Here is a 20,782-nt window from a genome sequence, read left to right as displayed (position 1 = left end):
GGGCTTGTTGGTCCTTTATGCCATGTCTGTAATGGGTGAAAGTCGTTAGAATCCGGGTTTTGCCCGAAAGGTCCTTACACATGCTGGTGCGCCTGCTCAGACCGCTTGCATATACACCATTATGCATCCTGCAAGCCATTGGTGCCGGGCTTGGCTGGATCGCATGGTGGACGTCTCCGACCTATCGGCGCCGGCTTGCTGACAATTCAAAGCGCGCGGCGCAGTACGATACAACCCTTGATTATATCCGATTAAGGCGCTCAAGTATTGTAGAGCACGGCAAAGGCGCCGTGGAGCTGCTGGCCGCCTGGCTGCGCACCGTGCCCGATGTGGCCGCCATGGTGAAAGAGGTCAAGGGCCGGGAACATCTGGAAGCAGCGCTGGCACGGCCCGAGCCGATCATTTTTGTCTCGCCTCACCTGGGCGCGATCGAAGTCTGTGGCGTCTATCTGGCCCACGAAATGCCACGCGCGCTGGCCGCACTCTACCGCCCGCCCAAGCTCAAATGGCTGGAGCCACTCATGCTGGCCAGCCGCGATCGTGCCAATGGCCGAGCCGCGCCGGCCAATGCGCAAGGCGTGCGCATGCTGCTCAAAACGCTCAAGGAAGGTCAGGCGGTCTACATCCTGCCCGACCAGGCCCCTGGCGGCGGTGAAGGCGCATGGGCGCCGTTCTTTGGTCACCGTGCCTATACGATGACGCTGTTGTCGCGTCTGGCGCGTTCCAGCAAGGCTACGGTGTTGTTCTGTTTTGCCGAGCGTCGCCCATGCGGGCGCGGTTACGTGATGCACATCGAGCCGATGCAAGGCAGTTTTACGGGCGATCCGCTGGCAGATGCCACAACGCTCAACCACAATCTGGAGGGGCTGATCCTGAAAGCGCCGTCCCAGTATCTGTGGAGCTACAACCGTTATAAAACCCCTGCCGGCGCGCCGGCTCCGGAGTCTGAATGAGTTTTACCGCCCGTTTGCTGGCCGCGTTTTTCTGGCTGTTGCACCTGCTGCCTTTCGCCGCGTTACGCGGGCTGGGCGCTGCCCTTGGCACCTTGCTGTATTACGCCGCGCCACGTCGCCGCAAGATCGGTCTGACCAATCTGCGATTGTGTTTTCCGGAATGGTCAGAGGCCGAGCGCAGCAAAGTGCTGCATGCGCATTTTCGTCTGCTGGCCACCTGCGCCGTCAGCTACGGCGTGCTGTGGTTTGGCAGCAAGGCACGGGTAGAAAAACTGGTGCGTCGCGAGGGCTATGAACACTACCTGGCGCATCAGGACAAATCCATCATCTTGCTGGCGCCGCATTTCATCGGTCTGGATTACGGCGGCATCCGCCATACCGTCGACCATTGGGGCGCCAGCATGTATTCGGCGTCGCACCAGAATCCGTTTGATGAACTCTTGCTGATGGGGCGCAGTCGCTTTGGCCAGCCCTTGCTGATCAAGCGTAACGACGGCATCCGCGCCATTGTGAAGGCGCTGCGCCAGCACACCATCCCTTTCTATTACCTGCCGGATCAGGATCTGGGCCCGAAAGAGTCAATTTTCGCGCCGTTCTTCGGCATCCAGGCCGCGACCATTCCGGCACTGTCGCGCTTGTCGCAAATGGGGCGCGCGGTGGTGATCCCCATGATCACGCGGCTGGAAAAAGACGGCTTTGTCACCCGCTATTACCCTGCCTGGACCGACGATTTCCCCAGTGATGACCTGCTGGCCGATACGTCGCGCATGAACAAATTCATCGAAGACCGGGTGCGGGAGATCCCGGCGCAGTACTACTGGATGCATCGCCGCTTCAAAACCCGCCCGGAAGGCGAGAAGTCGCCGTACTAAGGACGCCTGGCCTTGCTCAGGTGGGCAAGAACAGCAGGAACGACAGCGGATTGCGCGTTATCGCCACGCCGATAATCCAGGCAAACACCAGCAAGGCCGCGACCAGTGCAATGGCGCGCGTCTTGCGGCTGCGGCCGCGTTTCAGGGCAATGGTCCCCAGCCCGATATACACCACCAGCCCGATCAGTTTGGCCGTCAGCCAGGTCTGCTGGCCTGGATACTGATGGCTGAGTACCGCCATGCTCACCCCGGCCGTGAGCAAGACCGTATCGACCAGATGCGGTAACACCTTCAGCCAGGTTTGCCGCAAGCTGGCTGATCCGGCCAGCATCAGCCCGCCGCGATAGAGAAACAGCAAGCCAGACAACAGCACGCAGGTGATGTGAATCTGCTTGATGACCAGGTAATACGCCATGTTTTCTCCGTATCGGGCGCGGTGACCGCGGGCTGGGCCTACAATTCTGATATTCTGCCGGCTTCGCCGAGAGGCGACCAGTTACAAGGAGATGAACCATGACCGAAGAAACCCGTCGCGACGATAGCGACAGCGCCGGCACCCCCGACGATGGCTCGATGCGGCTGTCCAAACGCATGGCCCAGCTGGGGCTGTGTTCCCGCCGTGAAGCTGATGATTACATTGAACGCGGCTGGGTCAGAGTCGATGGCGTGGTCATCAACGTACTGGGAAGCCGGGTGACGCCAGACCAGCAGATCACGCTGGATAAACCCGCGCAACAGGCCCAGGCCAACCGCGTCACCATTTTGCTGAACAAGCCGGTGGGCTTTGTCTCGGGCCAGGCCGAGCGCGGCTATAAGCCGGCATCGACACTGGTCACACTGGATAACCACTGGGACGGCGATCTTTCCGGCGTGCGGTTTCACCCGCAACATATGCGCGGCCTTGCGCCTGCCGGGCGGCTGGACATCGACTCGGTCGGGCTGCTGGTGCTGACCCAGGATGGCCGCATTGCCAAAACGCTGATTGGTGAAGACTCCACCGTCGACAAGGAATACCTGGTGCGCGTGGCGGGGTCGCTCTCCAATGACGGACTGCGCTTGCTGAACCACGGTCTGGAGCTGGATGGCGAGAAACTCAAGCCTGCCATCGTGACCTGGCAGAACAAGGATCAACTGCGGTTTATCCTGCGCGAAGGCAAAAAGCGCCAGATTCGCCGCATGTGTGAGCTGGTTGGCCTGCGCGTGGTCGGCCTCAAGCGTATCCGTATCGGTAATGTGCGGCTGGGCCAGTTGCCGCCGGGCAAGTGGCGTTATCTGGCATCGAACGAACATTTTGAGTGAGCGGGAACCCGGGCATGCAACGCGCTGATGTCCTGCTGGTAGAACTGGGCCTGGCCGCGTCCCGCACCGCCGCGCAAGGTCTGATTGATGCCGGGCGCGTGTCGGCAGACGGCAAACGGGTTGGTAAATCCAGCCTGAAGCTGCCGCCAGACGCCGAAATCAGCATCACGCCGGACGAGTCCGATCGCTATGTGTCGCGCGGGGGGCTCAAGCTGGCTGGCGCGCTGGCGCACACCGGGCTGGATGTCGCCGGCCTGCTGGCGCTGGATGTGGGGATCTCCACCGGTGGCTTTACTGACTGCCTGCTGCAGGCGGGCGCGCGTAAAGTCATTGGCGTGGAAGTCGGGCATGACCAGTTGCACCCGCGCCTGCTGGCCGATCCGCGCGTCACGCAGTTTGAAGGCGTCAATGCCCGCCACCTGACCGCCCAGCTGATTGCCCCGGCGCAGGATGGCCCGATCGGGGTCGTGGTGGGCGATGTGTCGTTCATCTCGCTCACCCTCATCTTGCCGGCCATTGCCAGCGTGCTGCAAAGCGGGGCGCGGCTACTGTTTCTGGTCAAACCGCAATTTGAAGTCGGGCCGCAGCGCATCGGCAAAGGCGGGATTGTCCGGGATGACGCCTGTTACCCGGAGGTCGAAGCGAAAATCCGTGCCGCAGCGGATGCCGCCGGCTTCACCGTGCTCGATTATCTGAACAGCCCGATTACGGGTGGTGACGGTAACCGCGAGTTTTTCATCTACGCGGTTTTCCGCTAACCACCCGCACTGGTCCGGCCGCTCAGGCCGGCTGTTCCAGACAGTTCACCATCCAGGGCGTGCCAAACTTGTCCACCAGCATGCCAAAGCCCTTGGTCCAGAACGTGGCCTGGAAGGGCATGGTGATCTGGCCATCAGCAGCCAGGCCATTGAATATTTTCTCGCCCTCTGCTGCGGTATCCACGGCGACGGACATGGTAAAGCCGCTCTTTTTGGCAGAAGCGCGCTCTGGCGAACAGTCCGCGGCCATGAACTGGGTGCTGCCTGCAGAAAAATTGCAGTGCATGATCTTGTCGGCCCACGCCGGATCAACGGGTTCAGTGCCGGGCGCATCCTTGAACCGCATCATGAAGGTGATCTGGCCGCCCAGTACCTGCCCGTAAAATGCCAGCGCGGCTTCACAGTCACCGTTGAATGTAAGGTATGGCTGTACTTGCATGATGAGACTCCTGATAGTTTGCGATCCGGATGCGGCGGGCATGCAATCTGGCGTGTGTCTGAATTATCTCAAAGTTTGATGGGTTAAAAACTACTGACAGTAAGTTTCTGACAAAATCGGGAAAGTAAAAACAACCGCCCGCCCCGATTATGCGCCTGCCCGCCGCCCGTGGTTTCGTCTCTGTCGTATTTGCCTTTGCCTGGATTGCCGCCTCTGCCGCAACCGTGACGACGTTCTCGCCGCAAAACGAGGTTCGCACAGTCCAGCAAGTCCGTGCGACATTCTCTGCCCCCATGGTGCGCATGGGCGATACCCGGGCCGCCGCGCCATTCACGGTGGATTGCCCGCAAAAAGGAGATGCGCACTGGATTGACGATCGCAGCTGGGTGATGGATTTTCCCGGCGGTGTTCCCGGGGCCACGACTTGCCGTTTTACGGTCCGGCCAGAAGTGCGCGCAGTCTCGGGTGAGGCGGTGACTGGCCAGCAGAAATTCAGCTTTACCACGGGCCCGCTCGCCGTGACTGACAGCCTGCCCGGGCAGGGCAGCCAGATTGAGGAAGACCAGGCATTCCTGTTCCTGCTCAATGGTCCCATCGGCGCCAAAGTGTTGCCCATGTTCTGCCTGGTGGAGGGCTCGCCAGAACGCTTGCCCATGCAGCGGCTGGCCGATGCAGACAAGACCACATTGCTCAAATACCAGGGCTGGGAGAAACAATCAGGCACGATCGAGGCCGTCCGTTGCGCCCAGCGCTTGCCAGCCGGCAAGAAGGTCAAGGTAGTGCTTGATCGCCCCGGCAGCGCAGAAAAGCAGACGCTTGATTTCACGGTGCGCGACGCCTTTACCGCCACGCTCAATTGCCAGCGGGAGAACGCCAATGCTGCGTGTATCCCCCTGCGGCCGGTCACGCTGCATTTTTCGGCCGAGGTGACCCGCCAGCAGGCCAGCCAGATTGTGCTGCAGACTCCCAATGGTGAGCGCCACCCGGACTTCGGGCGCGAGCGCGACAATCTGGTGTATGAGGCCACGTTCAATCCGCCATTCCCACCCAACGCCAGTTTCAAACTCAAACTCCCCGACGGCTTTACCGACGCTAGCGGTCGTGAGCTGACCAACAAGGGCGCCTTCCCGCTCAGTTTCGGCACGGCCTCCGCGCCGCCGCTGGCCAAGTTTGCCGCCGCGCCGTTCGGTATTGTGGAACTGAATGCCGAGCCGGCCATCGCCGTCACTTTGCGCGATGTAGAGGCCGATCTGGACGTCAAGCAAATCCAGGTGGGCATGCAGAGCCTGACCGTCAGCGACGATCAGTCCATCATGACCTGGCTGGCCAAAGTTGAAGCGTGGCATGAGTCTTCCGTGGTGCGCGGTGGCAAAGCGGTAGAAACCCGGCGACTGTCGCTGCTTGTTGGTCAGGCCGGCGTGCAAAGCATGAAGGTGCCGACCGCGCCGGACAAAACCGGGAAATGGCCGTTCACCGTGGTCGGTGTTCCGGCACCTGAACCCGGTTTGCATGTGGTTGAACTGCAGTCGCGCCTGCTGGGCAAATCTTTGCTGGGTCTTGATGCGCCCATGTACGTGCGCACGGCCATGCTGGTGACCAATCTGGGCGTGCATCTAAAGCGCGGGCGTGACAACGCGGCGGTCTGGGTGACGACGCTGGACCGCGCCGCGCCGGTGCCCGACGCCCAGGTCAGTGTCTACGACTGCCATCAGCAGTTGCTGTGGCAGGGCAAGACCAATAGCCAGGGCATCGCCAAGATCGAGCGCTCGCTGCAAGAGGCTGACCATTGCCCGTCGGAGTCGTTGTCCGGGCTCTTTGTGGTGGCCCGCAAGCAAGATGAAAAGGGCCGCAACGATGTGTCGTTCGTGCGCTCGGGCTGGGATCAGGGGATTGAAGCCTGGCGCTTCCCGTATCCGACCGACACCAGCCCGCAGCCCTCGGTGCGCGCCACAACCGTGCTGGATCGCCCCTTGTTCCGCGCTGGCGAAACGGTGTCGATGAAGCATTTCATGCGCCTTGAAACCAGCAAGGGCCTGGCCTTGCCACGCGCCAGCCAGTTGCCGGATGAACTGGTCATCACGCATGAGGGCAGCGGGCAGAGCTTTACTTATCCGCTGGCCTGGCGACAAGGGCGCTACGCCGAATCTACCTTTGCCATTCCCAAATCGGCCAAACTGGGGATGTACACGATCTCGCTGATCAAGAAGGCGCAACGCAGAGCAGACCAGCGCAGCCCGGCCAGTATCGAGCAGGACGGCATTACGCTCTATACCGGTTCGTTCCGGGTTGAGGAGTTCCGCCTGCCCGTCATGCGCGGTCAGCTTGCGGCCGATACCAAAGCGACCATCGCCCCAGGCAATGTGCCGCTGGCGGTGTCGCTGTCTTATGGCACGGGCGGGCCGGCCAAGGGGTTGCCGGTGCAGGTCAGTGCCATGCTGCGCAACCGCTACGATCGGGCCGAGGGGTACGAGCGCTTCAGTTTTGACCCGCCAGAGGCGGCTGAAGAAACCGGCCGCAACGCGCTGAACAACAAGGTGGTGCTGGATAAAGCGGCGCTCACGCTCGATGCAAACGGCAACGGCAAAACCCAGGTAAGCGGCCTGCCCAGGATCGACCGCCCCTACGATATGGTGGTCGAAGCCACCTACAGTGATCCCAACGGCGAAGTCCAGACGCTCTCGCGCACAGTGCCGCTGTGGCCCGCCAGCGTACGGGTGGGGCTTTCGGTAGAAGACTGGATGACTGCCGGCAAGACCACGACCGTCAAGGGCGTGGTGGTGGATACCAACGGCAAACCGCTGGCCAACCGCAAGGTGACGGTCAAGGCGGTTGAACATACCTGGTTATCCAGCCGCAAACGCCTTGTTGGCGGGTTTTACGCCTATGACAGCCATGAAACCACCAAAGATCTCGGGCAGGTATGCGACGCCAGGACCGACGCGCGCGGGCTGATGTTTTGCGACGTCACCCTCAAGAACGAAGGCAGCATTGAACTGATCGCCCAGACGGCGGATGACGCCGGTCATGCCATCGCGGCGGCCCAGCGCATCTGGGTCTCGCGTGAGGGCGAGATGTGGTTTGACGTCGACAACAACGACCGCATCGATGTATTGCCTGAGAAAACCGCATATCAACCCGGCGACACCGCGCACTTGCAGGTGCGCATGCCGTTCCGCAAGGCCACGGCCCTGCTGGCGATTGAGCGCGAAGGGGTGATTGACACGCGCGTGGTCGAACTTTCCGGGAAAGACCCGGTGATTGATGTGAAGATCGAACCTGAATGGGCGCCCAACGTGTACGTGTCGGTGCTGGCGGTACGCGGACGCGTGCGTGATGTGCCGTGGTATTCGTTCTTTACCTGGGGCTGGCGCAGCCCGTTGGAGTGGTGGGATGCCTTCCGCCATGAAGGGCACGACTACCAGGCGCCGACCGCCATGATTGACCTGTCCCGCCCGGCCTTCAAATACGGGATCGCAGAACTGACGGTGGGAACGGCAGGGCACAAGCTGGCCGTGACCGTCACACCGGACAAACCGGTTTACGCCATCCGCAAAACTGCGACCGTGAAGGTGCAGGTCAAGCTGCCCAACGGCCAGCCGGCGGCGGGTGCAGAGGTCGCGTTTGCGGCGGTAGACGAAGCCTTGCTGGAACTGCAGCCCAACGATAGCTGGGACTTGCTGGGCGCCATGCTGCAGCGGCGTAGTTACGGGGTCGAAACCGCCACGGCGCAGTTGCAGGTGGTGGGCAAACGGCACTTCGGCCGCAAGGCGCTGGCCCCGGGCGGCGGCGGCGGCTTTGCGCCCACGCGTGAACTGCTGGATACCTTGTTGCTGTGGCAACCGCATGTGGTGCTGGATAAAACCGGTAGCGCCACGGTTTCGGTTCCGATCAATGACGCGCTGACCCGCTTCAAGCTGGTTGCAGTTGCAGATGCGGGCGATGCTTACTTTGGTACCGGCCAGGCCACCATCACGGTCACCCAGGATCTGCAGATGACTGCAGGCGTTGCACCGCTTGCCCGGAGTGGTGACCAGCTTGATGCCGGTATCAACGTGCGTAACGGCTCCAGCCGCGCCATGACGGTGGTGGTCGAGGCTCAGGCCACGGGTTTGCCGGGGCTAAGTGCCCAGACGGTACAGATTCCGGCCGGTGAAGCGCGGGAAGTACGCTGGCCGGTGACCGTGCCGCCCGGGGTAGATCATCTGCAATGGACTTTCGCTGCGCATGAACAAGGCGGCGACAAGGCGCAGGACAAACTGGCCTTCAGCCAGCAGATCGAACCCGCCACGCCGGTAACGGTACAACAGGCGACGCTGCGCCAGCTCACCGCGCCGGTCAGTATTCCGGTGGCGTTGCCGCCCGGGGCGGAAGCCGGGCGCGGCGGCGTGTCGGTGCAGCTGCAAGCCAGGCTGGCAGGCGAGATGCCGGCCGTGCGTGACTGGTTTTTGCGCTACCCCTACAGTTGCCTGGAACAGCGCTCGTCCATCGCCGTGGGGCTGAACGACAAGCAGCGCTGGGCCGGCATCATGGCTGATCTGCCTACTTATCTGGATAGCGACGGTCTGGCGCAGTACTTCCCGGTCCAGGAAGGTAGCCCGCCGCGCGGCAGCGATACGCTCACCGCGTATGTGCTGGCGCTGGCGAACGAGAACGGCTGGACCATTCCGGATGACTCGCGTGAGCGCATGCTGACGGCGTTGACCAATTTTGTGGAAGGCCGTCTGAAGCGCGATTTCTGGATGCCGCGTGACTCGGGTGATGCCCGTCGGCTGGCGGCGCTGGAAGCACTGTCACGTTATGGCCGGGCGCAGCCGCGCCAGCTCGATACGCTGACCTTGCAGCCCAACAGCTGGTCCACCACCATGCTGATCGACTGGCTTTCTGTCTTGCAGCACATGACCAATGCGCCAGACCGTGCCACCCGGATGGCACAGGCCGAACAAGTGCTGCGTGGCCGGTTGACCTATCAGGGCACCCGCATGGTGTTCTCTACCGAGCGCGAGGATTACTGGTGGTGGTTGATGAACAACGCGGACGTCAATTCGGCGCGCTTGGTACTGGTGGCCAGCCAGTTGCCCTCGTTCAAGGACGACATGCCACGGCTGCTGACCGGTTTGCTGGGGCGGCAGGATCACGGTGCCTGGATGACCACCAATGCCAATGCCTGGGGCGCGCTGGCAGTCCGGCATTTCAGTGCGCAGTTTGAAAGCCAGCCCGTCACCGGGCTGGTCAACCTGAGCCTTGGCACGGCGAAACAGGCCGTACCGTGGTCAGCGCCCCAGCCGCCGCGCGTGGATTTGCCATGGCCCGCCGGCGGGCAAGGCACGCTGGCCCTTGCCCAGCAGGGCGGCGGGGCGCCGTGGGCCACGGTGCAGGTGCTGGCTGCGCTGCCACTGACCACACCGCAAGTAGCGGGATATCACGTCAAGAAAACGGTGACGCCGGTAGAGACAAAAACGCCGGGCCAGTACAGCCGGGGCGATGTCCTGCGGGTGAAGCTGGAGATCACCGCGCAAGCCGACATGACCTGGGTGGTGGTCGATGATCCGGTGCCCACGGGCGCCAGCATCCTCGGGAATGGCCTGGGCCGTGATTCGCAAATTGCCACGCAGGGTGAACAACAAGAAGGTAATGCCTGGCCTGCCTTTATCGAACGGCGCTTTGCGGGTTACCGGGCTTATTACGAGTACGTTCCCCGTGGCACGTTCTCGGTGGAGTACACCATGCGCCTGAACAGCACCGGTGCCTTCAAGCTGCCGCCAACGCGGGTGGAAGCACTGTACGCGCCGGATGTATTCGGCGCTGCCCCCAACCCGGTGTACAAGGTGGGTGATGCGCATTAATCCGTATCGGGCCGGGCTGGCACTGTGTTTCGCGCTGGCCAGCCTACCGGCCTGGTCGTTGCCGGATTTTGCCGCGGTAAAAGCCGGTTGGCGTTCGTCTGATGTGATTCTGCTGGATCGCCACGGCCAGCCATTGCAGCGCGTGCGGGTGGACCAGAAAGTACGCAAGCTGGACTGGGTGGCCTTGCCGGATATTTCGCCCGCCATGCGCCAGGCGCTGGTGGTGTCTGAGGACCGCAACTTTTACAGCCACAGCGGCGTGGACTGGTCTGCCGTTGCTGCGGCCAGCTGGGGCAATCTGTGGAACCAGCGCACGCGTGGCGCCTCCACCCTCACCATGCAATTGGTGGGGCTGCTGGACGATGATCTGAAACGCAGCAACCAGGGGCGTTCCCTCAGCCAGAAGGTGCGGCAGGGCTGGTCGGCAGAGTGGCTGGAACGGCGCTGGACCAAAGCACAGATTCTGGAGGCCTATCTCAACCTCGTCGGTTTCCGGGGCGAGATTGTCGGGCTTGATGCGCTCAGCGCGTCCCTGTTCGACAAATCCCCGGCGGGCCTGGATGCGCATGAGTCGGCCATTGCCGTTGCCTTGCTCCGCGCTCCCAACGCCGCGCCACTTGCCGTGGGCACACGCGCTTGCGGCATCCTCAAAGACATGGGGCGTGTGGCAGATTGCGATCAAGTGCGGGTTGAAGCGCAGGTGGCGCTGGCCCGTCACGGCAATGGCTATCAGCAAGAAGCGCAACTGGCACCGCACTTTGCCCGCAAATTGCTGGCCCGCGGCGCGCTCCCCGCTGGCACCACCGTACGCACCACGCTGGATGCGGATCTGCAGCGCTTTGCCACGCTCATCCTGCGCCGGCAGATTACCGAATTACGCCAGCGCAATGTCGAAGACGGTGCGCTGGTGGTGCTGGATAACCGCAGTGGCGACATCCTGGCCTGGGTGGGGTCCAGCGGTGATCTGTCACGGGCCAGCGATGTGGATGGCGTGACGGCGTTGCGTCAGGCTGGCTCGACCCTCAAGCCGTTCCTGTATCAACTGGCATTGCAGGGGCGCTGGTTGACCGCTGCGTCGCTGCTCAATGACAGCCCGCTTGATCTTAATACCGCCAGCGGGCTGTACAACCCGCAGAACTACGACAAGGACTTCAAAGGGCCGGTGTCTGTCAGAACCGCGCTCGCTTCATCGCTCAATACACCCGCCGTACGCACCATTGAAATGGTGACCCCGGCGCGGCTACGGGAGCGGCTGGTGACCCTGGGCCTGAGCAGTCTGACCGAGTCTGGCGACTATTACGGCTACAGCCTGGCACTGGGCGCTGCTGACGTGCGCTTGCTGGATCTGGCCAATGCGTACCGGACCCTGGCGACCGGCGGCACCCAGAACCCGCTGCGCTGGCTGAGTACTGATCCCGCAGGTGCAAGCCGACGCTTGCTGGATGAACAAAGCAGCTTTGTCATCAGCGATATCCTGTCAGACCGCACTGCCCGTGCGCGTACGTTTGGTCTGGAAAGCGCACTGGCCACGCGCTTCTGGACCGCAGTCAAGACTGGCACCAGCAAAGACATGCGGGATAACTGGGCGGTGGGGTACTCGCAGCGCTATACGGTGGCCACCTGGGTGGGCAATGCCAGCGGCGCGCCCATGTGGGATGTCTCTGGCATGCATGGCGCGGCGCCGGTCTGGCTGGCGCTGATGAACCAGCTGCATGCCACGACGCCCTCTTTGCCCCCGGCGGCACCTGCCGGCATTCAGGCCCGTCAGGTTCATTTTGAAAACTATGTTGAAACGGACCGGCGCGAATACTTTTTGCCTGGCACCGGGCGGGACCAGATTTACCTCGTCAGCGATGATGCCCGCGCGCGACCGGCAGGTATCGATTACCCGGTAGACGGCGCCATCTTTGCGCTGGACCCGGATATTCCACCAGCCAACCAGCGCATCGTGTTCCGCGCCAATGGCACCAGCAAACCGCAGTGGTGGCTGAACGGCAAATTGCTGGGCCGCGGCCAGAGCTGGGCGTGGTTCCCCATGCCGGGGCGGCATGTCATTGAGTTAAGGGACAATACCCGGACGGTGCAACAGGTGCATTTTGAGGTACGCGGCGCTTTTCTGCGGCAAACGCCACCACGCAAGACCGGCGGCAAACAGCCGGTGCCGGCCACTTGATGCCGCCCATGAAAAAAGCCGGCGCAAGCCGGCTTTTTTATCATGCAGCGCGTGACCACGCCTCAGTCATCATCGCCTTCGTCATCCGGGTTGTACGGTTGTTTGCCGTACATTTTTTCGCCGGCTTCGACATCCACCAGCAGGGCCTTCACCGCAGGCTCATTGGGGAAACGTTCGATTTCATGGCGGTAGTAACCCAGGCTATCCGGGAAGGAGTACACGGCTTCACGCATGCGCTGGTGCGCCATCTGCTGGTCACCCATCAAGGCACGCATGATGGCTTCATCAGACAACTGGCCAGGATAGGGGTGCAGACGATCCAGCTGCGCCACAATGCCCAGCTTCCAGCCCATGTCCGAGCGGTTGGCCACCACAAAGTTGGAAAGCCCGTACTCGGCAAAATAGTCCAGGAACGGGTTCTTGCGCATGCCTTCCAGAATCTTGATGCGGCGCTCGTTTTCCTTGACCTTGCTGGTGCTGTCGATGATCGGGTAAACCTGCAGGTAGTACACCAGACCGGCAATGCCCAGACCCAGCGTCACCACGCCGGCAAACAAACCGCCAATGCGCGTTTGCATTGACGACAGACCACGCCCTGGCGTGCCGTCATACATCAGGAACAGCATCAGCGAGAACGGCCCGAAGAAGTGGAAATACCACAGCGGATATTCCACGAGGCTATGCAGGATCGACACCAGCACCAGGGCGGTACCGAACATGGCCACCGGGTCATGGCGACGACGCCAGATACCCAGGAACGCCAGCAGAATGGGCACGACCACCACAAAGGCGCCGACGATGCCGGTTTCTGCCATCAGGTTCAGCAATGAGTTGTGGCAGTGGGTGAACAGCACCGGCTCGACCACTTTGGCAAATTCCGGAATCACCTGCAGGCGCACGCTTTGCGCGCCATAGGCTCCCCAGCCCACGCCCAGAATCGGGTTCTCGCGGAAGGCGATCAGTGCCTTTTGCCATTCCACCAGACGGCGGGCGCCGTTGGAGTCCAGACGATCCAGACCGGTCGGGACTTCATTTGTTGCATGCAGTGCCGACTGGGCCAGGTGGTTGATCAGGGGCGCCACAAACTGCATGGCAATGATCAGGACGGCAGAGCCAGCCAGCAACACGGCAAAGCGGCGGTTGTCACCGCGTGCGGTGACATACAGGATCGTGCCAAAGACGGCCCAGGCACCGGCATACATGAAAATGGAACGCGAACCACACCAGGCCATCGACAGGCTCAGCCAGATCGCCAGTACCCAGAAAGCCCAGCCTTGCAGACGGCGGGTAGCACCCAGCCAGGCCGCCGCAGCCAGGCCCCACGCCAGGTAGTGGCCATACATGTTCTTCTGGCCGATATTGCCGAACACCAGGCCCGAACCGCTTTGCTGCACGTGGATGATCTGCGGAATCGACAGGCCGGTATTAAAGAGCGCCCCGATCAGCAAACCCCAGGCCAGGGCCACGGCCAGCGGCCCCAGACCATGTTCATCGCGCGCCAGCGACAAGCTCCACACGGTCAGCGCTGCGCCGATCATATAGCTCATCGGGATGGTGCGCTCTGACCAGTAAATGACCGGCATGACGACAATCTGGATGGCCAGTACACCGGCCAGCGCCAGCCACGGCCAACTGGCCAGCGGCGGGCCGGTACGGCGGCTGTTGGATGGCAGCGTGGCAGCCGCCATGATGATTAGCGCGCAAAAGCCATAGGCCGCCAGTTCAGACGGGAAAACCGGATTGGGCGGATAGCGGTAAGGGATGGCGCAAGGTACGCAGGCCAGCAAAAACAGCAGGACCTGGTAAATACGTAGTGAAGGATGCGTTTTCATTGTTCTTGGGTGTGGGTTTGGTTGGATGCGCGTGTCCCGGTCCAGCGGGCGACGACGCAACCGGCTTCATACAAAAGCCAGAGTGGAACAGCAAGCAGGCATTGCGAGAGCGGATCGGGCGGGGTGACCACGGCGGCCACAATAAAGGAACCCACGATCACGTACGGACGCCAGCTCACCAGTTTTTCGACGGTGACAACGCCAATGTGGACCAGCAGCACAATCGCCACCGGCACTTCAAAGGTGATGCCGAAAGAGATGAACAGCCCCAGCACAAACGAGAGGTACTGTTCAGAATCTGGCAGCCACTGCATGGAACTGGGCACATGCGAGGCCACAAAGGCGAAGACGGTTTTGAAGACAAAGAAATACGCAAACGACATGCCGAGGAAGAACAACAAGGTGGAGGACACCACCAGCGGCAGGATCATGCGTTTTTCATGGGTGTACAAGCCGGGTGCCACAAAGGCCCACACTTGATAGAGCGTGTGCGGCATGGTGATGATCACGGCCGTCAGCGCCACAATCTTGACCTGCAACAGGAACGGCGCAGCAATGCCGATTGAAACCAGTTTCTGGCTGGGCAGCACCGCGGTCAGTGGCGCGACCAGAAAGTCGTACAACTGTTGCGAGAAATAAAAACAGATAGCAAAGCCGACGAAGAACACCAGGGCGCTGCGCACAATGCGGGAGCGCAACTCGATCAGGTGGACCAGCAGCGGCTGAAAGTTGTCCTCAGTCATGAATCAGCGGCGATCTCGCGCTGGCGTGGGCGCAGCGGTGGGTACAGAGGGTTCAAACAGATCAAGCTGGCGCTCATCATGAGCAGCCGGGCTGATCTGCGGGGCGGGCGCGGGGGCGGAGACCACAGTTGCTGCGGCCGGCTCGACGACGGGGCGCAGCGCCTGGTCAGCAGCGGTCAGCGCAAACTGCTCGGGCTCGGGCAGCGGTGTTACTGCGGGCTCAGCCGGGGTGTGGATGACGGCGGGCGCCGGCGTATCAGCGGGCGCCGCCAGCAAGGCGGCTTTGGCGTCAGCCAGCGGCTGGTGAATGGTGTTGCGCAGCTCGGCGCCTTGCGCGCGCATCTCCGCTTCCAGCTTCGCCAGTTCGGACTGGGCAATTTCCCGGTCCAGATCCGCTTTGACGCTGTTGGCAAAACGCTGGGCGCGCCCCACCAGCAAACCCAGGGTTCGCGCCACTTTGGGCAGCCGCTCCGGCCCGATCACCACAAGGGCGACCGCGCCAATGACTGCCATTTCACCCAGACTGATATCAAACACCGCCCGTGTCGTCCTGTCGGCGGCTTAGCGCTTGTCGCGGTCAGCAGTGTCAATCACGCGGCCGGCCTCAGCATGATTGTCAGCCGGCTTTTCGCCTTCGCCATTCACGCCTTCCTTGAAGCCGCGAACCGCAGAACCCAGATCCTTGCCGACATTGCCCAGCTTCTTGGTGCCAAAAACCAGGACAATGATCACCAGCACGATCAGCCAATGCCAGATGCTAAACGAACCCATTGTGTTTTACTCCCGGCGCCACGCGCCGCAGGTTGAACCGGTCAAACCCCTGACCACCAGGGGCTTGTTCTTTACACGCTGATTATTGCGTTGTGATGGCAGCCAGGTCTGGCGACATGGTATTACCACCAAACACGTGCACGTGCAGATGGAAGAACGTTTGCCCGCCGCCATGGCCGGTATTGATGACAGTGCGGAACCCGTCTTTCAAACCTTGCTCTGCGGCCAGTCGGGGCGCCAGCAACAGCATCTTGCCCAACAGCGCCTCATGTTCCGGGCCCGCGTGCGCCAGCGAATCGACGTGGGTTTTGGGGACAATCAGAAAATGCACCGGTGCCACTGGATGAATGTCGTGAAACGCCACGACTTCATCATCGCTGTAAATCTGCTTGCTCGGGATTTCGCCGCTGGCCAGCTTGCAGAACAGGCAATCGCTCATCAAGTTTCTCCCATTACGCCCGGAGGGCGCCATCATTCATAAGACCTGGTCGGCCCGGTTTTTAATCCTTGACCGGACGAGAGGCTTTTTCGTCGATACCGGAAATGCCTTCACGGCGCGCCAGTTCAGCCAGCACGTCTTCGGCCGACAAGCCTTCATTGGCCAGCAGCACCATGGTGTGGAACCACAGGTCAGCCACTTCGCTGACCAGATGACGGCGGTCGCCATCTTTGGCGGCAAGGATGGTTTCAAGCGCTTCTTCGCCGACCTTTTTCAGGATGGCTTCCTGCCCCTTGTGGAACAGTTTGGCGACATAAGAGGTGCTGGGGTCGGCTTCGCGGCGGGATGCCAGCGTGGCGGACAGACGCTCCAGGATTTCAGCGGAAACCATGCTTCGCTCCAGATACAAAGGACCAATTATAAGGGGGTTTGATGACGAAAGGACGCAACGGTTGCAGGTGGCTTGTTTAAAGTTGTACGAACATCCGGATGAATCTGCCGTTCAGACAAAAAAGCCCGTTCACGAACGGGCTTGATACTGCGCCTGGTTTGATCACGCTCAATGCGAATGACCATGACCGTAAATGGCATTGGGGTCTTTGAGCACCGGATCAACCGTTTCCCAGGCATCGCCATTGAGCTTGCGGAAAAAACAGCTCTCGCGACCGGTGTGGCAGGCAATGCCACCTTCTTGCTCGATCACATAGATCAGCACGTCACCGTCGCAATCAAGGCGGATTTCCTTGATGCGCTGAAAATGACCAGATTCTTCGCCCTTGTGCCACAGCTTCTGGCGCGAACGCGTCCAGTAATGCGCGGTGCCTTTGTCGGCAGACAGCGCTACGGCGTCACGATTGGCAAAGGCAAACATCAGCACGCGGCCGGTGTGTTCGTCCTGCGCAATCACCGGCACAAGGCCAGCGGCATCAAATTTGATCTCGTCGAGCCAGCTCACAGGCGCACCTCAATCCCCGCGGCGCGCATGGCCTCTTTGGTCTGACGTACCGTGTATTCACCAAAATGGAAGATCGACGCGGCCAGCACGGCATCGGCATGGCCTTCGGTCACACCTTCGACCATATGCTGCAGATTGCCCACGCCGCCGGAGGCGATCACCGGGATATCCACCGCATCAGAAATGGCACGGGTCAGCGGCAGGTTGAAACCGATTTTGGTGCCATCGCGATCCATGCTGGTCAGCAGGATTTCGCCCGCGCCCATTTGCTGCATCTTGATGGCCCACTCCACCGCATCCAGCCCGGTGGCATTGCGGCCGCCATGGGTGAATACTTCCCAGCGGTCGTTGTTGGGCGTGACCGCCTTGGCGTCAATGGCGACCACAATGGCCTGACTACCAAAGCGCGCGGCGGCATCCGCCACCAGTTGCGGATTGGTAATGGCCGAAGTGTTGATGCTGATCTTGTCCGCGCCCGCGTTGAGCAAACGGCGCACGTCTTCGACCTTGCGCACGCCACCGCCGACGGTGAGCGGAATGAACACTTGCGAGGCCACAGCTTCAATCACCGACAAGATGAGATCGCGATCATCCGACGAGGCGGTGATATCCAGAAAAGTCAGCTCATCCGCGCCTTGTTCGTCGTAACGGCGGGCGATTTCCACCGGGTCGCCGGCGTCGCGCAGTTCGACAAAATTGACACCTTTGACCACGCGGCCAGCGGTGACATCAAGGCAGGGGATAATGCGTTTGGCTAAAGGCATGTCAGGTTCCGGGCGCGCCACAGGGTTGCCTCGCGCGCAAAAGCCGGGGCAACCCTGTGGCGGTCTTGCAGAAAAATCAGGCGGCGATGGCTTCGTCGGCCAGCTCTTGCGCGGCCTTGAAGTCAATGGTGCCTTCGTAGATCGCGCGGCCGGTGATCACACCTTCAATGCCTTCACTTTCTACTTCAACCAGCTTGCGCACGTCGTCCAGATCGGTCAGGCCGCCCGAGGCGATCACCGGAATGGTCAGCGCCTGGGCCAGTTTGACGGTGGCTTCAATGTTCACGCCGGACAGCATGCCGTCACGACCGATATCGGTGTAGATCACGCTTTCCACGCCGTAGTCCTGGAAGCGTTGCGCCAGGTCGATCACGTCATGTTCAGTGATCTTGGACCAGCCATCGGTCGCCACACGGCCATCCTTGGCATCCAGACCCACAATGATGTGGCCCGGGAAAGCGTCGCAGGCTTCGTGCAGAAAACCGGGGATCTTCACCGCGGCGGTGCCGATGATGACGTAGTCGATGCCGGCATCCAGATAGCGCTCGATGGTGTCCAGGTCGCGGATACCGCCACCCAGTTGCACCGGCACTTCGCCGTTCACCTCAGCCAGAATGGCCTTGATGGCATCCAGGTTTTTGGGCTTGCCGGCAAAAGCGCCGTTCAAATCCACCAGGTGCAGGCGGCGACCGCCTTTGTCCAGCCAGTGGCGGGCCATCGGGGCGGGGTTTTCCGAGAAGACGGTGGCATCTTCCATCAGGCCCTGACGCAAACGAACGCAGTGGCCATCTTTCAAATCAATTGCAGGAATAATCAGCATGATGCAGAAATTTCAATGAAATCAGGTTATCAGTGTGTCGCCCAAGGCTCAGGGGCGACCATCCCAGTGTACAAAATTTCGCAATAATTGCAGCCCGGCGTTATGGCTTTTCTCCGGGTGGCATTGAATGGCAAAGATATTGTCGCGCGCCACGGCCGCCGCAAAACGGTACGGGTAGGCCGATTCGATGACGGTAATGTCATCCGATGGCTTGAAGTGGTAGCTGTGCACGAAGTAAAAGCGCTCGCCTTCCGGGATGCCTTGCCACAGCGGGTGCGCCCGGGTGATGAACATTTCGTTCCAGCCCATGTGCGGCACTTTAAGCTTGTGGCCTTCGTCGTCGTGCATGCGTTCTTTGGGAAAACGCATCACGCCGCCAGCAAACACGCCCAGACCGGGCGTGTCGCCCTCTTCGCTGTAATCGAACAAGAGTTGCGCGCCGACGCAAATGCCCAGAAACGGCTTGTGGCGGGCAGCATCCAGCACGGCCCCCTTCAGGCCACTTTCTTCCAGATGGCGCATGCAGTCGGGCATGGCGCCCTGACCGGGAAACACCACTTTGTCGGCGGCGGCGACTTCGATCGGGTCGTCCGTCAGCACGATGCTGGCATCACTGCCGGCAACGTGCTCAAAGGCTTTGGTTACGGAATGGAGGTTCCCCATGCCGTAGTCAACAATTGCGATACGCATTTCAGTGGTTCAACGTGAGAAAGGTTAACCGACCAGCGTGCCCTTGGTCGAAGGCGTGACGCCAGCCATACGTTCATCGTATTCGATTGCCATACGCAATGCACGGCCGAATGCCTTGAAGATCGTCTCTGCCTGATGGTGGGCGTTTTTGCCCTTCAGGTTATCGATATGCAGCGTGACCGCGGCGTGATTGACGAAACCACGGAAGAATTCGCCAAACAGATCGACATCGAAACCGCCAATGGCGGCACGGGTGAACTCGACACCGTATTCAAGACCGGGGCGGCCAGAGAGGTCGATCACCACGCGCGACAGCGCTTCATCCAGCGGGACATAGGCGTGGCCGTAACGGCGGATGCCTTTTTTGTCGCCCAGCGCCTTGGCCAGCGCCTGGCCCAGCGTAATGCCGACATCTTCGACGGTATGGTGGGCGTCGATATGCAGATCACCCTTGGCGACGACGTCCAGATCAATCAGCCCATGGCGGGCGATCTGATCCATCATGTGTTCCAGAAACGGCACGCCGGTATCGAAACGGGACTTACCGGTGCCATCCAGATTGATGGTTACGGTGATCTGGGTTTCCAGCGTGTTACGGGTTACCTGTACTTCGCGCATGCGTATTCTCGTAATCGGCAATAGCCCAAATGGGCGCAATTTGCGTAATTGTCCACGACTTTGCTATTGAGGTGAAGCAAAAACGGGCCATTTCGCTGTAAAAACAGGGTAAAAGGGCCAATCAGGCCAGGACCCGATCCCCATGACTGGGTGGTTGCGAGGTCACCAGAAAATGCGCGTCGGATTGCGACACATTGCGCACCTGATGCGCCGCACCGGCCGGGATCGCCAGGCCTTCTTGCGCATTGAGCGTGGTGACCACGCCGGCAACCTCAATATCAAGGCTGCCGGCGAGGACATAAAAAAACTGGCTGGCATGCACGTGGTAGTGCCGCGCTTCCTCACCGCCTGGGCCTAGCCGCTCCTGAATCACGGATAAGGCGGGCGTACGCACCAGATGCCAGCCATCTTCGCCCGCGCCCCAGTGGTAATGCGGGGCCGTGGCGGTAGAAATCTTTTCACTCATTGACGTTTCTTGCCTTTGGCGGCGGCCCGCAAAGCAGCACCAATGCCTTCACGCGCCCATTCTTGCAGCGCCTCGGCATCTTCCAGTGCAGACTCGGGCAGCGGGTAATACGACAAGTGCTTCTTGCCGTCTTTCACGTCGTAACGGAAGGGCTGCAAACCGGCCTTCTCAAAACGCGGCCGGTTGGTATCATCCACCTTCACGTAAAACACGTCGTCAGAGATGATGGCAAAGAACACGCCATCGCAATACAGGCCATAGCCGCCGAACATGGACTTGGGTCGCAAGCTGCCCAGCGGCGCCAGTTGTTCCAGCAGCCAGTCCAGATATTCGCTTCTTGCCGGCAT

The 20,782-nt window shown here is 61.0% G+C and carries 21 protein-coding genes; 6 read left to right on the top strand and 15 right to left on the bottom strand.

The window, feature by feature from the left end; translation table 11 throughout:
• Positions 1-80 precede the first annotated feature (80 nt).
• The gene (locus tag IEX57_RS18005; protein WP_188706131.1) at positions 81-953 is read left to right on the top strand and encodes a lysophospholipid acyltransferase family protein; all 873 of its coding nucleotides are present in this window, start codon (positions 81-83) and stop codon (positions 951-953) included.
• On the top strand, positions 950-1,825 hold the full coding sequence (locus IEX57_RS18000) for an LpxL/LpxP family acyltransferase (RefSeq protein WP_188706129.1): 876 nt from the start codon (positions 950-952) through the stop codon (positions 1,823-1,825). The genes IEX57_RS18005 and IEX57_RS18000 overlap by 4 nt, the downstream gene beginning before the upstream one ends.
• A gap of 16 nt (positions 1,826-1,841) precedes the next feature.
• Here IEX57_RS18000 and IEX57_RS17995 read toward each other — a convergent pair whose 3' ends face one another.
• A complete protein-coding gene (locus IEX57_RS17995) occupies positions 1,842-2,240 on the bottom strand; it encodes a SirB2 family protein (protein WP_188706128.1) in 399 nt (132 codons plus the stop codon).
• Positions 2,241-2,338: 98 nt separating this feature from the next.
• Between IEX57_RS17995 and IEX57_RS17990 the strand changes: the two genes are divergently transcribed.
• Both IEX57_RS17990 and IEX57_RS17985 read left to right on the top strand, forming a co-directional pair.
• On the top strand, positions 2,339-3,124 hold the full coding sequence (locus IEX57_RS17990; protein ID WP_229709094.1) for a pseudouridine synthase: 786 nt from the start codon (positions 2,339-2,341) through the stop codon (positions 3,122-3,124).
• 14 nt (positions 3,125-3,138) lie between these two features.
• The gene (locus tag IEX57_RS17985) at positions 3,139-3,882 is read left to right on the top strand and encodes a TlyA family RNA methyltransferase (RefSeq protein WP_188706126.1); all 744 of its coding nucleotides are present in this window, start codon (positions 3,139-3,141) and stop codon (positions 3,880-3,882) included.
• A gap of 22 nt (positions 3,883-3,904) precedes the next feature.
• Here IEX57_RS17985 and IEX57_RS17980 read toward each other — a convergent pair whose 3' ends face one another.
• A complete protein-coding gene (locus tag IEX57_RS17980; protein ID WP_188706124.1) occupies positions 3,905-4,321 on the bottom strand; it encodes a VOC family protein in 417 nt (138 codons plus the stop codon).
• 149 nt (positions 4,322-4,470) lie between these two features.
• Between IEX57_RS17980 and IEX57_RS17975 the strand changes: the two genes are divergently transcribed.
• Both IEX57_RS17975 and pbpC read left to right on the top strand, forming a co-directional pair.
• Positions 4,471-10,164, top strand: a complete 5,694-nt coding sequence (locus IEX57_RS17975) for an alpha-2-macroglobulin family protein (RefSeq protein ID WP_188706122.1) — start codon at positions 4,471-4,473, stop codon at positions 10,162-10,164.
• Complete coding sequence (gene pbpC / locus IEX57_RS17970; RefSeq protein WP_188706120.1) at positions 10,154-12,337, top strand: penicillin-binding protein 1C; 2,184 nt, start codon at positions 10,154-10,156, stop codon at positions 12,335-12,337. Before IEX57_RS17975 ends, pbpC begins: the two co-directional genes overlap by 11 nt.
• A 62-nt stretch (positions 12,338-12,399) precedes the next feature.
• Here pbpC and IEX57_RS17965 read toward each other — a convergent pair whose 3' ends face one another.
• The 13 genes from IEX57_RS17965 to IEX57_RS17905 all read right to left on the bottom strand — a co-directional run bounded on the left by IEX57_RS17965 (position 12,400) and on the right by IEX57_RS17905 (position 20,782).
• A complete protein-coding gene (locus IEX57_RS17965; RefSeq protein WP_188706117.1) occupies positions 12,400-14,169 on the bottom strand; it encodes a PglL family O-oligosaccharyltransferase in 1,770 nt (589 codons plus the stop codon).
• Complete coding sequence (gene tatC, locus IEX57_RS17960) at positions 14,166-14,912, bottom strand: twin-arginine translocase subunit TatC (RefSeq protein ID WP_188706115.1); 747 nt, start codon at positions 14,910-14,912, stop codon at positions 14,166-14,168. The genes IEX57_RS17965 and tatC overlap by 4 nt, the downstream gene beginning before the upstream one ends.
• A gap of 3 nt (positions 14,913-14,915) precedes the next feature.
• Positions 14,916-15,449 carry a Sec-independent protein translocase protein TatB gene (gene tatB, locus IEX57_RS17955; protein WP_188706113.1) on the bottom strand — a complete coding sequence of 178 codons (534 nt, stop codon included), beginning with the start codon at positions 15,447-15,449 and terminating at the stop codon, positions 14,916-14,918.
• Positions 15,450-15,473: 24 nt separating this feature from the next.
• Positions 15,474-15,683 carry a Sec-independent protein translocase subunit TatA gene (gene tatA / locus IEX57_RS17950; RefSeq protein WP_188706111.1) on the bottom strand — a complete coding sequence of 70 codons (210 nt, stop codon included), beginning with the start codon at positions 15,681-15,683 and terminating at the stop codon, positions 15,474-15,476.
• 82 nt (positions 15,684-15,765) lie between these two features.
• The gene (locus IEX57_RS17945; RefSeq protein ID WP_188706109.1) at positions 15,766-16,122 is read right to left on the bottom strand and encodes a histidine triad nucleotide-binding protein; all 357 of its coding nucleotides are present in this window, start codon (positions 16,120-16,122) and stop codon (positions 15,766-15,768) included.
• 61 nt (positions 16,123-16,183) lie between these two features.
• On the bottom strand, positions 16,184-16,513 hold the full coding sequence (locus tag IEX57_RS17940) for a phosphoribosyl-ATP diphosphatase (protein ID WP_188706107.1): 330 nt from the start codon (positions 16,511-16,513) through the stop codon (positions 16,184-16,186).
• Positions 16,514-16,681: 168 nt separating this feature from the next.
• The gene (gene hisI / locus IEX57_RS17935) at positions 16,682-17,077 is read right to left on the bottom strand and encodes a phosphoribosyl-AMP cyclohydrolase (protein ID WP_188706105.1); all 396 of its coding nucleotides are present in this window, start codon (positions 17,075-17,077) and stop codon (positions 16,682-16,684) included.
• Positions 17,074-17,841, bottom strand: a complete 768-nt coding sequence (gene hisF / locus IEX57_RS17930; protein WP_188706103.1) for an imidazole glycerol phosphate synthase subunit HisF — start codon at positions 17,839-17,841, stop codon at positions 17,074-17,076. Before hisF ends, hisI begins: the two co-directional genes overlap by 4 nt.
• A gap of 76 nt (positions 17,842-17,917) precedes the next feature.
• A complete protein-coding gene (gene hisA, locus IEX57_RS17925; RefSeq protein ID WP_188706101.1) occupies positions 17,918-18,661 on the bottom strand; it encodes a 1-(5-phosphoribosyl)-5-[(5-phosphoribosylamino)methylideneamino]imidazole-4-carboxamide isomerase in 744 nt (247 codons plus the stop codon).
• A gap of 48 nt (positions 18,662-18,709) precedes the next feature.
• Positions 18,710-19,351 carry an imidazole glycerol phosphate synthase subunit HisH gene (hisH, locus tag IEX57_RS17920; protein WP_188706099.1) on the bottom strand — a complete coding sequence of 214 codons (642 nt, stop codon included), beginning with the start codon at positions 19,349-19,351 and terminating at the stop codon, positions 18,710-18,712.
• 24 nt (positions 19,352-19,375) lie between these two features.
• The gene (gene hisB, locus IEX57_RS17915) at positions 19,376-19,969 is read right to left on the bottom strand and encodes an imidazoleglycerol-phosphate dehydratase HisB (RefSeq protein WP_188697402.1); all 594 of its coding nucleotides are present in this window, start codon (positions 19,967-19,969) and stop codon (positions 19,376-19,378) included.
• 121 nt (positions 19,970-20,090) lie between these two features.
• Complete coding sequence (locus tag IEX57_RS17910; protein WP_188706097.1) at positions 20,091-20,435, bottom strand: cupin domain-containing protein; 345 nt, start codon at positions 20,433-20,435, stop codon at positions 20,091-20,093.
• Positions 20,432-20,782 (bottom strand): TfoX/Sxy family protein, encoded by a 351-nt coding sequence (locus IEX57_RS17905; protein WP_188706095.1) that lies wholly within the window; start codon positions 20,780-20,782, stop codon positions 20,432-20,434. Before IEX57_RS17905 ends, IEX57_RS17910 begins: the two co-directional genes overlap by 4 nt.

The organism is Silvimonas iriomotensis, assembly GCF_014645535.1.
GTDB lineage: Bacteria > Pseudomonadota > Gammaproteobacteria > Burkholderiales > Chitinibacteraceae > Silvimonas > Silvimonas iriomotensis.
This window is presented reverse-complemented; position numbering and strand designations above follow the sequence as displayed.

What these genes read in the sequence shown, in the direction of transcription:
- tatA (WP_188706111.1), bottom strand. Translation starts at nt 15,683, where the DNA reads ATGGGTTCGTTTAGCATCTGGCATTGGCTGATCGTGCTGGTGATCATT.
- IEX57_RS17910 (WP_188706097.1), bottom strand. Translation starts at nt 20,435, where the DNA reads ATGAGTGAAAAGATTTCTACCGCCACGGCCCCGCATTACCACTGGGGC.
- IEX57_RS17990 (WP_229709094.1), top strand. Translation starts at nt 2,339, where the DNA reads ATGACCGAAGAAACCCGTCGCGACGATAGCGACAGCGCCGGCACCCCC.
- IEX57_RS17985 (WP_188706126.1), top strand. Translation starts at nt 3,139, where the DNA reads ATGCAACGCGCTGATGTCCTGCTGGTAGAACTGGGCCTGGCCGCGTCC.
- IEX57_RS17980 (WP_188706124.1), bottom strand. Translation starts at nt 4,321, where the DNA reads ATGCAAGTACAGCCATACCTTACATTCAACGGTGACTGTGAAGCCGCG.
- IEX57_RS17965 (WP_188706117.1), bottom strand. Translation starts at nt 14,169, where the DNA reads ATGAAAACGCATCCTTCACTACGTATTTACCAGGTCCTGCTGTTTTTG.
- IEX57_RS17945 (WP_188706109.1), bottom strand. Translation starts at nt 16,122, where the DNA reads ATGAGCGATTGCCTGTTCTGCAAGCTGGCCAGCGGCGAAATCCCGAGC.
- IEX57_RS17995 (WP_188706128.1), bottom strand. Translation starts at nt 2,240, where the DNA reads ATGGCGTATTACCTGGTCATCAAGCAGATTCACATCACCTGCGTGCTG.
- IEX57_RS17975 (WP_188706122.1), top strand. Translation starts at nt 4,471, where the DNA reads ATGCGCCTGCCCGCCGCCCGTGGTTTCGTCTCTGTCGTATTTGCCTTT.
- hisH (WP_188706099.1), bottom strand. Translation starts at nt 19,351, where the DNA reads ATGCGTATCGCAATTGTTGACTACGGCATGGGGAACCTCCATTCCGTA.
- IEX57_RS18005 (WP_188706131.1), top strand. Translation starts at nt 81, where the DNA reads ATGCTGGTGCGCCTGCTCAGACCGCTTGCATATACACCATTATGCATC.
- hisF (WP_188706103.1), bottom strand. Translation starts at nt 17,841, where the DNA reads ATGCCTTTAGCCAAACGCATTATCCCCTGCCTTGATGTCACCGCTGGC.
- tatC (WP_188706115.1), bottom strand. Translation starts at nt 14,912, where the DNA reads ATGACTGAGGACAACTTTCAGCCGCTGCTGGTCCACCTGATCGAGTTG.
- pbpC (WP_188706120.1), top strand. Translation starts at nt 10,154, where the DNA reads ATGCGCATTAATCCGTATCGGGCCGGGCTGGCACTGTGTTTCGCGCTG.
- hisA (WP_188706101.1), bottom strand. Translation starts at nt 18,661, where the DNA reads ATGCTGATTATTCCTGCAATTGATTTGAAAGATGGCCACTGCGTTCGT.
- hisB (WP_188697402.1), bottom strand. Translation starts at nt 19,969, where the DNA reads ATGCGCGAAGTACAGGTAACCCGTAACACGCTGGAAACCCAGATCACC.
- IEX57_RS18000 (WP_188706129.1), top strand. Translation starts at nt 950, where the DNA reads ATGAGTTTTACCGCCCGTTTGCTGGCCGCGTTTTTCTGGCTGTTGCAC.
- IEX57_RS17905 (WP_188706095.1), bottom strand. Translation starts at nt 20,782, where the DNA reads ATGCCGGCAAGAAGCGAATATCTGGACTGGCTGCTGGAACAACTGGCG.
- IEX57_RS17940 (WP_188706107.1), bottom strand. Translation starts at nt 16,513, where the DNA reads ATGGTTTCCGCTGAAATCCTGGAGCGTCTGTCCGCCACGCTGGCATCC.